The organism is Aeromonas sp. QDB11 (assembly GCF_027705265.1).
Lineage (GTDB): Bacteria > Pseudomonadota > Gammaproteobacteria > Enterobacterales > Aeromonadaceae > Aeromonas > Aeromonas allosaccharophila.
Genome location: NZ_JAPDBM010000063.1, coordinates 1 through 14,513, shown reverse-complemented (window position 1 = coordinate 14,513; position 14,513 = coordinate 1). Strand labels below are relative to the sequence as shown.

Genomic DNA, 14,513 nt, shown 5'->3' with positions numbered 1-14,513 from the left:
TTACTTGGCCATTTAACCGGGAACGGCCCTTGTTCTTCACGGTTTGGCGCGGTTGATCACCCCGTCAAACCGGTTATTGATCAGACCGGTTTCAGCCGCGCGGTAAAGTGGCGCAGCAGCGGTGGCTCGTAGTCAAAGGTGAGCCCGCGAATGTCGCTGGCCCGCGCTTTCACCGCGATCAAGCAGTCGGCAACATAGTCCATGTGATCCCGGGTGTAGACCCGGCGTGGAATGGTGAGGCGCAACAGCTCAAAGTCCGCCGCCTCCTGCTTGCCGGTGACGGGATCACGCCCCAGCAGCAGGGAGCCAATCTCCACCCCGCGCACGCCCCCTTCCAGATAGAGCTCGCAGGCGAGCGCATGGGCCGGGAACTGCTCGGCCGGAATATGGGGCAGCAGCTTCTTGGCATCGACAAAGACCGCATGGCCGCCGGTGGGGGTCTGGATGGGGATCCCCGCCTCGGCCAACCGCTCACCGAGATAAGCCACCTGACTGATGCGGTAGGTGAGATACTCCTCATCCATCCCTTCGCGCAGGCCGATGGCAAGCGCAGCCATGTCCCGTCCGGCGAGGCCACCGTAGGTGACGAACCCCTCCATCGCCACGCAGCGCACCTGCACCGCGCGGAACAGGTCGAGATCCTCTTTAAAGCAACACAACCCGCCGATATTGACCAACCCGTCCTTCTTGGCCGACATGGTGAAGATGTCCCCCAGCGCAAACATCTGGCGCACTATCTCCTTGATGCTGTGCTTGGCATAGGCCGGGTCCCGCTCCTTGATAAACCAGGCGTTCTCGGCGAAGCGGGCAGCATCGATCACCACCGGAATATGGTGGCGACGGGCCAGCTCAGAGACTGCCTGCATATTCGCCATGGAGACCGGCTGACCACCGGCGCTGTTGCAGGTCACCGTGATGATGACACCGGCCACGTTGTCGGCCCCCAGGGTTTCGATGGTGTCGCTCAGGCGACCGAGATCAAAATCCCCCTTCCACGCATAAGGAGCCGTGGTGTCGAGGGCTTTCGGGGTGAGCAGGTTGATGGCCCGCGCGCCAGCCAACTCCACATGGGCCTTGGTGGTGTCGAAGTGATAGTTGGAGATAAAGACCGGCGCCTTGCCCTTGCAGCGTTTGACCAGCTCGGGGAAGAGGATCTGCTCCGCCCCGCGCCCCTGGTGGGTGGGCATCACATGCTGGTAGCCAAAGATCTCGCGCACCGCGCGCTCCAGCTCGACGAAGTTGCGGCTGCCCGCATAGGCCTCATCCCCCATCATGATACCGGCCCACTGGCGATCGGACATGGCACCGGTGCCGCTGTCGGTCAGCAGATCGATATAGACATCTTCGGCCAGCAGCAGGAAGGGGTTCCAGCCAGCGGCCTCAAGGGCGGCGCGGCGCTCGGCGCCAGTGGTCTGTTTGATGGGTTCGACCATCTTGATACGAAACGGCTCGGGTATACGACGCATAAAAGACTCCTCACCGGCGTAAGGCCAGCGTGTTTAAATCAGGGATTGGCAAAGAGGCCGGGGCGATCAGGGTCGTCCGGCTGACAAATTCAAACGGCGGGTGCCGCCAATCAGCGGTGAGGAAAATCGAAGGTGAGAATGGGATCCCGGGTATACCAGTGGGCGAGCAGGCAAGCTGCCCGGGGCGTAGCTGTCATGATTGGCATCACTCCCCTCCATATCGGTTGTAAACAGTCGGTGGCCAATAAGATCCATTGATGGGTGCTGCCAGCGGGCAGCCTCGCCACGTTAGCGGTAGGTTAATTGGCAAACAAGGGGCGCACCGACGGGCTGTGCGCCCGCTCACAAAGTGCGCACTCACTCGACCCGACGCGATTCTCGATGATCCACGAGGCGCCCCGCTTCGTTAAGCTGTTATCCCGTTGAATTGACCCCGTTCACGCTACCTCGTTGCCCACAGCTGGAAGACCCATGCATCGCAAACCCCATCTGCCCGAAAAGATCTGCCCCGTCTGCCAGCGCCCCTTCAGCTGGCGGCGCAAGTGGGCACGCAGTTGGGAGGCGGTTCGCTACTACAGCGAGCGCTGTCGCCACGCTCGTCACAGCAGGCAGCAACATAATGGGGAGCCAGTCTGATGGAGCTGCGCCTGATTCTCGGCGATCAGCTGAACGCCGCTCACAGCTGGTTTCGCACCCCGGATCCAGCGGTCTGTTATCTGATGGCAGAGCTTCGCCAGGAGACCGACTACTGCCGCCACCATCGCCAGAAGGTGCTGGCCTTCTTTGCCGCCATGCGCGCCTTCGCAGCGGCACTCACCCAAGCGGGCCACCGCGTCTGTTACCTGACCCTCGATGAGAGCGCCCGCTGGCCCGATTTGCCCGGCTTGCTGGCAGCTCAGCTCGAAGCACATCAGGCCGACAGCTTTGCCTGGCAGGGCCCGGACGAGTGGCGCCTCGCCAGCCAGTTGAAAAGCTGGGCGGCGGGCCTTGCCATCCCTGCTACCGAGGTGGAGAGCGAACATTTTCTCACCCCCCGCGATGGCTGGCAGCGCTATCCCCACAGCAGGATGGAGTTCTTCTACCGCGCCCTGCGAAAGCAATACAGGGTGCTGCTCGATGAGCGCGGCCAACCCCTTGGCGGGCGCTGGAATTTTGATGACGAGAATCGCGCCAAACTGCCGGCGAGCCAGCCGATCCCGACGCCCCTCACCTTTGCCAACGAGGTGAGCGAGATTGACGCCATGCTGACCCGCCACGGGGTCAGCACCATCGGCGAGGCGGATGCCAGCGCCCTACCATGGCCCATCACAAGGCGCCTGAGCCGCGAGCTACTGGCCCATTTTCTGGCACACTGCCTGCCGCACTTTGGCCGCTATCAGGATGCCCTGAGCGAGCGGGGCTGGAGCCTGTTTCACAGCCGCTTGTCGTTTTCCCTCAACAGCAAGATGCTTCATCCGCTTGAGGTGATCCGCGCCGCCGAATCCCACTGGCAGGCCAATCAGGCCACCATCACCCTGGCACAGGTGGAGGGCTTTATTCGCCAGATCCTCGGCTGGCGCGAGTTTGTCCGCGCCCTTTACTGGGAAAAGATGCCCGACTACAAGCAGACCAATTTTCTCGAGGCCGACCGGCCGCTGCCCGGCTTTTTCTGGAATGGAGAAACCAGGATGGCCTGCGTGCGCCACGCCATAAATCAATCACTTGAGCACGGTTACGCCCACCATATCCAGCGGCTGATGGTGACCGGCAACTTTACCCTGCTGGCGGGGATCGATCCTGACGAGGTGGATGCCTGGTATCTCGGCATCTATGTGGATGCCATCGAGTGGGTGGAGCTGCCCAACACCCGCGGCATGAGCCAGTTTGCCGACGGCGGCCTGATGGGCAGCAAGCCCTACGCCAGCAGCGGCGCTTATCTCGAGCGGATGGGCCACTACTGCAAGGGGTGCCACTATCAGGTCAAAGCCCGCCACGGCGACGGAAGTTGCCCCTTCAACAGCCTCTACTGGCACTTTCTCTGGCGCAATCGGGACAAACTGGGCGGCAATCCCCGCCTCGCCCTCCCCTATGCCAACTGGGATGGCCAAGCCGCCGAACAGCAGCAGACCATTTTGGCCACGGCAGAACACTACCTGATCACGCTGGAGCAGTTGTAAGCGGGCCATGTCTCTCACAACATCACAGCGCTTTACGCTGGCAATCAGGCTCACCATCGCACCAAACACCAGCTTGTGACAGGCAAGCAGACGGAGATCCCAATCCTGCGCAGAGCGGTTGAATATCCTGTGGCGGCTGATTATGGTGGTGGCCACATCAGGAGATCAGTCAAGGAAAGACGATATGGAGATAGTGGTTCTCGGTGGCGGCGTAATTGGGGTAACCAGCGCCTGGTATCTGGCCAAAGCGGGTCACAAGGTGACCCTGCTGGAGCGACAAGGTGGCGTCGCCCTTGAAACCAGCCATGCCAACGCCGGGCAGATATCCCCCGGCTATGCGGCCCCCTGGGCGGCCCCCGGCATTCCCCTCAAGGCCGCCAAGTGGATGCTGCAAAAGCATGCCCCCTTCACCGTGCGCCCCACTGCCGACCCCTTCCAGCTACGCTGGATGCTCAGAATGCTCGCCAACTGCACCCCTACCGCCTATGCCACCAACAAGGGGCGCATGGTGCGTCTGGCCGAATACAGCCGCGACTGCATGAAGCGGCTGCGCGACGAGCTGAACATCGATTACGAAGGGCGCCAACTCGGCACCCTGCAGCTGTTTCGCAGCCAATCCCAGCTCGATGCCAGTCAGCGCGATATCGAGGTGCTGGAGGAGTATGGCGTCCCTTACCAGTCGCTCAATGCCAGCGGCTGCGAGGCGGCAGAGCCTGCGCTGGCGCGGGTGCGTGGCAAAATCGTCGGCGGCTTGCGTCTGCCCGGCGACGAGACCGGCGACTGCTTCCGCTTCACCAAGGCCCTTGCCCTTGAAGCCGAGAAGCTCGGGGTCAAGTTCGTCTTCAACTGCGACATCGACGAGATTGAGCAAGCCCGCGGCCGCGCCGTGGCGGTGCGGGCGAGCGAGCAGCGCTATCGCGCCGATGCCATCGTCTGTGCACTTGGCAGTTATGCCACCGGTTTTTTGCGGCCGCTGCTGCGCCCGCTCGGACTAGAGCTGCCGGTCTATCCGGTCAAGGGCTACTCCCTCACCCTGCCGATGCTCAACGCCGAGGCCGCGCCGCGCAGTACCGTGCTCGATGAGACCTACAAGGTGGCCATCACCCGCTTTGACGAGCGGATCCGGGTCGGCGGCATGGCGGAGCTGTCGGGCTACAACCTCGCCTTGAATCCGAGACGCCACGACACTCTGGCAATGGTGGTCGGCGATCTCTTTCCCGAGGGGGGCGATATCAGCAAGGCCGAGTTCTGGACCGGCCTGCGCCCCATGACGCCGGACGGCACCCCGCTGGTGGGGCCGAGCCCCATTCCCGGTCTCTGGCTCAATACCGGCCACGGCACCCTGGGCTGGACCATGGCGGCCGGCTCGGGTCAGCTTCTGTGCGATCTTATCAGCGGCAGCGAGCCCGCCATCAGCGATGAGGGGCTCACTCTGGCCCGTTACGGTTAAGCACCCTAGCTGTCGGGCTGTTTCACTCGTCAACTACGCCCTCAGACAACAGCAGAGGACGTCCTCAACCGCTTTATTGACAGGCCACCGCCAAAAACGGTGGCCTTTTCGTCTGATATTGACCTTCTCCCTCCCCGTCTGCCTGAGCGGTAGTCTGGCTGCCGGTTAATGCAGCAAACGGCACAGAATATTGCGCAATTCGACTTGCGCAAGCCGCCACAATCCGTAATGTGGATAGACGCATTTTTCGCAGCGCATATTTTTTAAATGGCCTGTAAACCGCTTGTAAACAGGCGTCGCCAGACAAGAGGTTACGGGTGTCACCGCGAGTTTCTTTAGCAGCAATCCAGGGTAGGACATTATGAAAAAAGTAGGTTTGGTCGGTTGGCGTGGCATGGTGGGATCGGTTCTGATGAGCCGGATGCAGGAAGAGCAGGATTTCGCCCATATTCAACCCACATTCTTCACCACCTCCCAGGCCGGTGAGGCCGCTCCCAACTTCGGCGTCGATGCCGGTACTCTGCAGGACGCCTTCGATATCGAGGCGCTGGCCAAGCAGGATATCATCATCACCGCGCAAGGCGGCGACTACACCAAGGATGTCTATCCGCGCCTGAAAGCCGCTGGCTGGCAGGGTTACTGGATTGACGCCGCCTCCTCCCTGCGGATGGAGAAAGACGCCGTCATCATTCTGGATCCGGTCAACGGCGACGTCATCGAGCAGGCCCTGAACGATGGCATCAAGACCTTCGTCGGCGGCAACTGCACCGTCAGCCTGATGCTGCTGGCCCTCGGCGGCCTGTTCAAGGCCGGTCTAGTGGAGTGGGTGAGCGTGGCGACCTATCAGGCCGCCTCCGGTGGCGGTGCCCGCCATATGCGCGAGCTGGTTACCCAGATGGGGATGCTGCGTGACGAAGTGGCGGTCGAGCTGGCAGACCCCGCCTCCGCCATTCTCGATATCGAGCGCAAGATCACCGAGAAGACCCGCTCTGGCACCCTGCCGGTGGACAACTTCGGCGTGCCGCTGGCCGGTGGCCTTATCCCCTGGATTGACACCAAGCTCGACAACGGCCAGAGCCGCGAAGAGTGGAAGGGTCAGGCCGAGACCAACAAGATTTTGGGTATCGAGAATGCTGTCATTCCGGTGGATGGTCTCTGCGTGCGGATCGGCGCCCTGCGCTGCCACAGCCAAGCCTTTACCATTAAGCTGAAAAAGGATGTGCCGCTGGCGGAGATCGAAGCCCTGCTGGCTGCCCACAACGACTGGGTGAAAGTGATCCCCAATGATCGCGATATCACAGCCCGCGAGCTTACTCCGGCTGCCGTTACCGGCACCCTCAGCATTCCGGTGGGCCGTCTGCGTAAACTCAATATGGGCCCTGAGTATCTGGCCGCCTTTACCGTGGGTGACCAGCTGCTGTGGGGCGCCGCCGAGCCGCTGCGCCGCATGCTGCGTATCCTGCTGGCGCGCTAATCCGCTACAGAAGCAGATATAAAAAGGGCGGGGAGTCACACTCCCCGCCCTTTTTCATTGCCTGTTTTCGTGACCCGTTTAGCGGGTTTGCGGCCTTGCCATTACTTGAGCAGGATTCGCTGGCAGCCGCTGTAGATCTCGGCCCGCCCGGGGCGGCAAAAGCCCACCAGCGTCAGGCCGGTTTGCTCGGCCCGCTCGACCGCAAGCTCGGTGGCGGCGGAGATGGCGAGCAAGATCTCCACCCCGGCGCTGGCGCACTTTTGCACCATTTCGAAGCTGGCGCGGCTGGTCACCAGAATGGCACCGTCACGGCGACCCGTGCGGCACAGATGGCCCACCAGCTTGTCCAGCGCAATATGGCGCCCCACATCCTCGCGGATGGCGAGAATATTGCCCTCACCATCCAGATGCACCGCCGCATGGGTGGCGCCGGTGCGCTGGCCCAGCAGCTGGAGCGGGCGCAGCGCGGTCAATACCTTGTCAATATGGCCCACAGCCAGACGCTGGCTGTCAGGCAGCCTTGGCTGGGTGCGGATCACCTGCTCCAGACTCTCGCTGCCGCAGATGCCGCAACCGGTGCGCCCCGCCATGGTGCGCCGCTTCTCTTTGAGACGATGAACGCAGCGGTTGGCCAGAGTGATATGCAGCTCGATCCCCTGACAGCCGTCAATCTGCTCGATGTCGTGGATATCGAGCAGGCTGTCGATGATCCCCTCGGATAGCGAGAAGCCGATGGCGAAATCCTCCAGGTCGGAGGCCGAGCACATCATCACGCTGTGGGCGATGCCGTTGTAGACCAGCGCCACCGGCGTCTCGGAGGGGAGCGCCATCTCGCTGTCGCAGGTCAAGGTATCGGCGCGGTAGTGCACCACCTCGCGGTGGATAGCGCAGCGTGCCAGCTCGTTCTGTTCGCTCTGCTCGCTCAGCTCGCCCCGCGCCTCAAGCTCAAGTAGCTCTCTCATGGGGCAACCCCATCGATGATCTCGGGATCTCTGGCAGAAATGCCGAGCCGCTTCATTTTCGAAAGCAAGGTGGTGCGCTTCATGCCGAGGCGGTTGGCCGCCCCACGCTCGCCAGCCACGATGCCGTTGCAGTCGCGCAGGGCCGCGATGATCGCCTCGCGCTCATCGGTCGGCCCCTCCTCGGCAAAGAGCGGCGTGGCGGGTTCGTCATAAACCAGGGTCTCAATCTTGTGGTAGCCCTTGAGGGGCATCAGCTCATCGGGCGAGAGGTTGAGCACATGGCCGCGGGTCATCACCACGGCGCGCTCGATGACGTTCTCCAGCTCGCGGATATTGCCGTACCAGGGCAGCGACACCAGCATCTTCATGGCATCGGCGGGGATCGAGGTGATGGTGCGGCGCATCCGCTTGGCGATCTTCTTGATAAAGAAGTTGACCAAGAGTGGAATGTCCTCGCGGCGCTCGCGCAGCGGCGGCAGCTCGATGGGAAAGACATTGAGGCGGTAGTAGAGATCGCTTCTGAAACGCTTGTTCTTGACCATGGAGAGCAGATCGCAGTTGGTGGCGGCCACCAGCCGCACATCCACCGCTATTGGGTTGCTGTTGCCCACCCGCTCCAGCTCGTGCTCCTGCAATACCCGCAACAGTTTGGGCTGCAAGTCCAGCGGCATATCCCCCACTTCGTCGAGGAACAGGGTGCCCTTGTGGGCCCGCTCGAAACGGCCGATCCGCTGGGTCAGGGCACCGGTAAAGGCCCCCTTCTCGTGGCCAAAGAGATCGCTCTCGATAAGGCCGGTCGGAATGGCGGCGCAGTTCACCTTCACCATCTCGTGGTCGTGGCGGGCACTCAGGGCGTGAATCGCCTGGGCGATCAGCTCCTTGCCGGTGCCGGTCTCGCCGAGGATCAGCACGGTACTGTCGCTCTCGGCCACCAGCCGCACCTTCTCCAGCACGCTCTCCATCACCGCACTCTGGTAGATGATGTGGGGAAACTCCCCCTGCATCTGCGGCTCGTTGATGCGAATGGTCTTCTCGCGGGCCCCCGTGGTGTTGGAGATCTCCTGCTGGGCCTGCACGTTGTTCATGGCAATGGCCGTGCGTGCCGCCACCTGCTCCAGCAAGGAGATATCGATATCGGCAAAGAAGTCAGCGTTGGGATGGGAGAGGATCAACACCCCCAGCAGGTTGCCCCGATAGCGCAGCGGCAAAATGCAGGAGCTGTCGGCCTCGGGCGGCAGGATCTGGGAGGTAAAGCGGCAGCGATTGCTGCAGCCGTGACCGTGCTCGCGATAGACAAAAAACGGCTCGCTATGGCCAAGGGCCCCCTGCAGACACTTCTTTTCAAAACAGGAGTGATCGATGATGCCCGGCTGATCGCTCTGGTGCTGATTGACCAGATAGCTCTTGAAGCTGTCGGAGGTGGCGTTGTACTCCGCCAGACACAAGCTGCTGATGCCAAAGTGGTGGTGCAGGATGGCAAACAGGCTCTTGGGCAGCTCGGCGATGCGCACCAGTTTGATCACCGCATTGGTTACATCCACCAGAATTTTGCAGCTGTCGCGCTCAAGGCGCAGGGAGTTGGCCTGCTCCAGGGTGCGCTCCTTGTCGAGCACGTTCTCCAGCGCAATGGCGATAATGGCCGCCAGCTGGGTCAGTTTGGCGAGTGTCTCCATGGTGAAACTGTCGAGCTGGGTATTGATAAACTCGACCCCACCCAGATGGCTGCGGGCGGTGGTGATGGGGAGCTGACAGTAGGAGCGCAGCCCCCCGTAGACCCCTTCGCGATCCAGCGCTGGGCAGCGATTCTCAAAGCGGGCGGCAGCGAGAATGATGGCCTGTTCCGGGGTCTCTTTGGCAGGACGGGGGGAGAGGTGCAGCTCTGCCTTGCGGCAGACCAGATGCTTTGGGCCGGAATGTCCCATGAAGTAGAAGATGGCCTCCTCGTCCGCACCCATGTTGAGGATCAGGTTGACCCGGGTCACGCCGCCGAAGCTGGCATCTATCTTGTTGAGTTTGTGGATAAAATCATCGAGCGTCACGGCCGACAGGAGGGATTTGGAGAGCAGGAGGAAACCGTCGTCCCAGATGGGAGAGATCTCGTCCAGGGGGATGGCACTCACATTTAGCATTGCGGCCTCACGTTATATCGATTTAGTCACCAGTCAGGCTGTCCATGCCATCGCATCACGACAAGCACCCGTCACCAAAATAAATAGCCGCAGCCCGTAAAAGCGGCTGCCAATAAGAAAAGCGGTGACGAAAATTGTCGCATGTTGCAATTCCAGAGTTGTTATTAACGAACGACAACAAAAAGTAACATCGTTATCGGGGGATATATTGGAATGGCGACTCATCATAGATGAGCTCAAATTTCATTACAATCCGATTTAATATATCTGATGGCCATATTTAACCGGTTATTTCATCAGTTCTTGATCTCAATTAAGGCGCCCGAAAAGTGGGCCGCCGTCAACTGTCAGATCTGCCTCTCCTCTTCGCTGGCTGCTTCGCTGGCTGCGAGTTTCGAGATGGCGTTTGCTGCCCATCCATCGGCAGTTTATGAGGTGATGATCCGGCTGTGGCAGCACTTCAGGCCACCGAAGATAAAGAGGGCCGACAAGCTCTGGAAGGCCATCAGCAGCCAGCTGGCGTTGTCGGCAAGCTCGGCGGTGACGCTCTGATGCGTGAGGTAGACCAGCAGGGTGATCACCCCCAGCAGCAGGCAGTTGATCAAGGTGGTGGAGATAAACCCGATCAGCCAGGCACTGGAAATACTCAAGGCAGAAAATACGCTGCTCATGGCAAGCCTTGCCGCCATAAAACAGCCGAAAAAACCGAAGCCGAGCAGAAATATCATCTCGTCGCGCCAAATATAGCAACCTATTCCCAGCAATATCGCCGCCAGATAGGTGCCAATATAGAAAAGTCCGAATAAGCGACCAATTTCATGTTGCATCATTTACCCCCTGTTTTTGGGTAATAAAAGGGTGCCCGACTCGATAAATCCGAGTCGGGTTCCCTTATTTGTGCAGAACGTCCTTTTTTAGGGCGGGTCAGCCTTTGGCTGCGCTGCGCAATTTCGCCTTGAGCGCGCTGTATTCAGTCTGGACGTACACTTCCGCCTCAGGCTGATTGTCGATGCGCTCGATCTTCACCGCGCAGTACTTGTACTCCGGCGTGTGGGAGACGGGATCGACGTGCTCGATGGTGAGCTCGTTGCAGGCCCCGATCCACCACTGGTAGGTCATGTAGACCACCCCGGCGTTGACCCGGTCGTTGTAGTTGGCCCGGGTGATCACCTTGCCACGGCGCGACGAGATCCAGACCAGCGCCTGATCCTTCACCCCAAGCTTCTTGGCATCGCTCGGGTGGATCTGCACATAGCCCGGCTCATCGGCCAGGGTCTGCAGCGCCGAGCAGTTGCCGGTCATGGAGCGGCAGGAGTAGTGACCTACCTCGCGCACGGTGGAGAGCACCAGCGGGTACTCGGCACAGGGCTGCTCCAGCGGCGGCCGCCACTCGGAGGCAATCAGCTGACCCTTGCCGCTCGGGGTGGTGAACACGTTACCCTCGAACAGAGTGCTGGTGCCCGGGTGATCCTCGGTCGGGCAAGGCCACTGCACACTCTTGAGATCGGCCATCTTGTCGTAGCTGACCCCGGCATAGAGCGGGCAGAGCGCACGCATCTCGTCCCAGATCTGTTCGGTGTTGCGGTACTCCATGGGATAACCCATAGCGGTCGCCATCAAGGAGAAGATGGCCCAGTCCGGTTTCACGTTCTCGGGGGGCGTCACCGCCTTGTAGAAGCGCTGGAAGCCGCGATCTGCCGAGCTGTAGACCCCTTCGTGCTCGCCCCAGCTGGTGGCGGGCAGAATGACGTCGGCCATCTCGGCAGTCTGGGTCATGAAGATATCCTGCACGATCACCAGCTCCATCCCCGCCAGAGTACGGCGGAACTGACCCAAATCAGCCTCGGTCTGGGCCGGATCTTCACCGAAGATATAGAAGGCCTTGCACTTGCCCTCCTCCACCTTGTGGCCAAGCTCGGTCAGGCGATAGCCGGGCTTTTGGGAGAGTGACTCCACGCCCCACGCCTTGGCGAACTTGGCGCTGATGGCAGGATCGGCCACCGACTGATAACCCGGGAACTGGTGCGGCAGCATCCCCATGTCACAGGTGCCCTGCACGTTGTTCTGACCACGTACCGGCCCGCAACCGGTGCCGCGGCGACCGAAGTTGCCGGTCAGCAGCGCCAGACCCGCCAGCCCCTTGACCACGTCCACCGCCTGACCGTACTGGGTCACCCCCATGCCCCACAGGATCATGGAAGCAGGCGACTCGGCGTAGGTGCGAATGGCGGCGCGGATATCGGCGGCTTTCAGGCCAGTGATCCCCTCCACATATTCCGGGGTGTACTTGGCCACCGTCGCCTTGAAGGTCTCGAACCCTTCGGTGTAGTTGGCGACAAAGGCCTTGTTGTAGAGCCCTTCGTTAATCAACACGTTGGCGAAGGCGTTAACCAGCGCCATGTTGGAACCGTTTTTGAGCGGCAGCCACTGATCGGCGATGCGGGCGGTCTCCACCATGCGGGGATCACACACAATTACCTTGGCCCCGTTTGCCTTCGCCTTGAGGATATGGCGGGCGACGATGGGGTGAGAGTCAGCAGCGTTGTAACCAAACACCAGCAGGCACTTGGTCTCTTGAATTTCGGGAATGGCGTTGCTCATGGCGCCGTTGCCTACAGTTGTCTCCAGACCGGAGACTGAGGGTGCGTGTCACACCCTCGCGCAGTGGTCGACGTTGTTCGTCCCAATCACCGCACGGGCAAATTTCTGCATCACATAGTTGGCTTCATTACCCGGGCCACGGGCAGAGCCGGTGGTCATGATGGCGTCCGGGCCATATTTCGCCTTGATGGCAGCCAGACGGCTGCTGGCAAACTCGATGGCCTCATCCCAAGAGACGGCCTCGAACTTGCCACCGCGCTCGCGGCGGATCATCGGGCTCTTGAGACGGGGGGTCAGCAGGTTGGTGTCGTTCAAAAAATCCCAACCGTAATAGCCCTTGAGGCAGAGCTGCCCCTCGTTGGTCCGGCCGTTGGCGCCTTCGGCCCCCACCACCTTGTCGTTTTCAACCAGCAGGTTGATTTTGCAACCGGTGCCGCAATAGGGGCACACGGTAATGACTTTTTTCATGACTCACACTCTTGTTTGTTAACGAAAAACGGCTCGGCAAGCCCGCTCACACCCGCGCCGGCATCGCCAGCAGTGCCTCGGCACTGGCCAGCTGCTTCTGCCGGTTCAGGTTTTCAAGATGCTCCGGCGTGACCAGCCGCAGCGCCTGGGTCGGACACACCTCGACACAGGCCGGGCCCGCCTCGCGGTGACGGCAGAGATCGCACTTGAGCGCCTGCGCCTTAGTCTGTGGACGCTTGAAGAGCGAATCTGCAGCCGGGGGCACCTCTTTGAGCACCACCGCCATGGCGCCGTAAGGACAGGCCACTACGCAGGACTTGCAGCCGATGCAGCGCTCCTGCAACACCTTGACGCAACCATCCTCGCTGACGATGGCATTGTTCGGGCAGGCCATGGCGCACGGCTTGTCTTCACACTGGCGGCAAAGCACCGGCGTGGTCACCTTGCTGCCCACGATCACCTTCAGGCGCGGCTGAAAGTAGCTGTCCCTGGAGACCAGATGTCCATCCTCGATGGCAAGATGCAGGCCGCCCTCCCGCTCAAGGGTCCCGCTGCAAGACCCTGACTGGTGTGAAACGGCGCAGGCCACCTCACAGGTACGACACCCAATACAGAGACTGGGATCTGCAATCACGAAGCTGTTCATAGAGAGGGATCCTAAATGGTTCGTTACACCGGGCCGCCCGCCGACAGGCAAAGAGGCGGCCAGCCCCCCACAAAGCATTTATCAGACCAAAACGGGCCAAGGTTGCGATAAAAAATCACAAGCAACTGAAAATAAAGGGTTAATCAGCAAGGGCAGCGTGCTGTTTATCACCACTGACGAGGGTGACGACGGGATGGGAAGTGTGATCGACACGACAAAAGTGACGAGCTCGACACCGGCTGATCAAGGTGTATCACACTACCCTTTCAGCTCAATCGCACAAATAACAACCAATCAATGACTAATTTGTTGATCTTGGACAGATTATGCGCCGATTGCCCTTTTTACCCCCTACCCGATTGGATAGCATGCTTCAGTTGGCAACCAGCTCCGTTGAGGGCGTTTCCATGCAGATAAGCAATACAATACCATTGGTAAAAAGCAGCAGACTGGGAGCTGGAACTTAGGGGCGGTAGCCATTACAAAGTCCTGCTCAAATTCAACCTCACCAATGTATCTATAACTTTTAGTAAAGTAACCACGCTGATAGAAGCAGGTTTCTATTTAATTTGACATGCACTGAATAAATACAGGATAAAAATGGAACTTATTAACTACCAGCCCGTAAAAATTAGCTATGATGGTCAAGGGGACAGGATAAAATCTCATCAGATGAAAGCAGCCTATGTATCCTCTAGCATTAATGGATTAGATACTATATACAAAGAAGCATTTAAAGAAGCGAATAAAATATATAAATCCCAAATTAAAGTTGACACTTTGCTAGAAGGTGGATTTAAAGAGGGATCGCTGTGGTGGCTATTGCAACTTTTTACACGTGAATCAGAATCGCAAATATCAATAAATAAGAAATCTATAGTTTGCTCAGTAATTCAATCTATCCAATCAGCAATAAATATACTAAAGCAGATGGACATAAGCACAACAGAAATTGTTATTAAAGATACTCGTGATGGTTATGAAATAGATATTGATGGAGAAAAGGTTGTTTTAGATGAACTGCAGTGTGCAATTCTTACCAATCCAAAAATTCGTGCTGCTATTTGTGATATAGCAACCCCCCCCCCCGGTGTCAGAATAGTTGTCGCCTAATCTGAATAATCTAAATGTGAAGACCGGGGGCGGATAAAGAGTGTCGAA

11 protein-coding genes are annotated in these 14,513 nt (G+C 59.5%); 5 read left to right on the top strand and 6 right to left on the bottom strand.

The genetic code is table 11. The features are described 5' to 3' along the window. Positions 1-80: 80 nt before the first annotated feature. Complete coding sequence (locus tag OKC40_RS17920) at positions 81-1,466, bottom strand: tryptophanase (RefSeq protein WP_270694276.1); 1,386 nt, start codon at positions 1,464-1,466, stop codon at positions 81-83. Between the two features lie 471 nt (positions 1,467-1,937). Here OKC40_RS17920 and OKC40_RS17915 point away from each other — a divergent pair, with 471 nt between their 5' ends. From OKC40_RS17915 to asd, 4 genes are all read left to right on the top strand, one after another. Further along, the gene (locus tag OKC40_RS17915) at positions 1,938-2,102 is read left to right on the top strand and encodes a DUF2256 domain-containing protein (protein WP_270694278.1); all 165 of its coding nucleotides are present in this window, start codon (positions 1,938-1,940) and stop codon (positions 2,100-2,102) included. Further along, positions 2,102-3,622 carry a cryptochrome/photolyase family protein gene (locus OKC40_RS17910; protein WP_270796356.1) on the top strand — a complete coding sequence of 507 codons (1,521 nt, stop codon included), beginning with the start codon at positions 2,102-2,104 and terminating at the stop codon, positions 3,620-3,622. Before OKC40_RS17915 ends, OKC40_RS17910 begins: the two co-directional genes overlap by 1 nt. Before the next feature lie 142 nt (positions 3,623-3,764). After that, positions 3,765-5,072: a D-amino acid dehydrogenase gene (locus OKC40_RS17905; protein ID WP_333563273.1), complete on the top strand. Its 1,308-nt coding sequence runs from the start codon at positions 3,765-3,767 to the stop codon at positions 5,070-5,072. A gap of 361 nt (positions 5,073-5,433) precedes the next feature. Then, positions 5,434-6,546 carry an aspartate-semialdehyde dehydrogenase gene (gene asd / locus OKC40_RS17900; protein ID WP_252411999.1) on the top strand — a complete coding sequence of 371 codons (1,113 nt, stop codon included), beginning with the start codon at positions 5,434-5,436 and terminating at the stop codon, positions 6,544-6,546. A gap of 101 nt (positions 6,547-6,647) precedes the next feature. Here the strand turns inward: asd and fdhD are convergent, their stop codons facing one another. The 5 genes from fdhD to OKC40_RS17875 form a co-directional block, all read right to left on the bottom strand. Further along, complete coding sequence (gene fdhD, locus OKC40_RS17895) at positions 6,648-7,508, bottom strand: formate dehydrogenase accessory sulfurtransferase FdhD (protein WP_270796349.1); 861 nt, start codon at positions 7,506-7,508, stop codon at positions 6,648-6,650. Further along, positions 7,505-9,637, bottom strand: coding sequence for a sigma 54-interacting transcriptional regulator (locus tag OKC40_RS17890; protein WP_270796346.1), 2,133 nt, complete (start codon positions 9,635-9,637; stop codon positions 7,505-7,507). The genes fdhD and OKC40_RS17890 overlap by 4 nt, the downstream gene beginning before the upstream one ends. A gap of 428 nt (positions 9,638-10,065) precedes the next feature. Further along, positions 10,066-10,308: a hypothetical protein gene (locus OKC40_RS17885; RefSeq protein WP_236396111.1), complete on the bottom strand. Its 243-nt coding sequence runs from the start codon at positions 10,306-10,308 to the stop codon at positions 10,066-10,068. Positions 10,309-10,561: 253 nt separating this feature from the next. Next, positions 10,562-12,706 (bottom strand): formate dehydrogenase subunit alpha, encoded by a 2,145-nt coding sequence (gene fdhF / locus OKC40_RS17880; protein WP_270796339.1) that lies wholly within the window; start codon positions 12,704-12,706, stop codon positions 10,562-10,564. A 46-nt stretch (positions 12,707-12,752) separates the two neighbouring features. Next, the gene (locus tag OKC40_RS17875) at positions 12,753-13,352 is read right to left on the bottom strand and encodes a 4Fe-4S dicluster domain-containing protein (protein WP_005351580.1); all 600 of its coding nucleotides are present in this window, start codon (positions 13,350-13,352) and stop codon (positions 12,753-12,755) included. A gap of 600 nt (positions 13,353-13,952) precedes the next feature. Here OKC40_RS17875 and OKC40_RS17870 point away from each other — a divergent pair. After that, on the top strand, positions 13,953-14,465 hold the full coding sequence (locus tag OKC40_RS17870) for a hypothetical protein (RefSeq protein WP_270796336.1): 513 nt from the start codon (positions 13,953-13,955) through the stop codon (positions 14,463-14,465). Positions 14,466-14,513 lie beyond the last annotated feature (48 nt).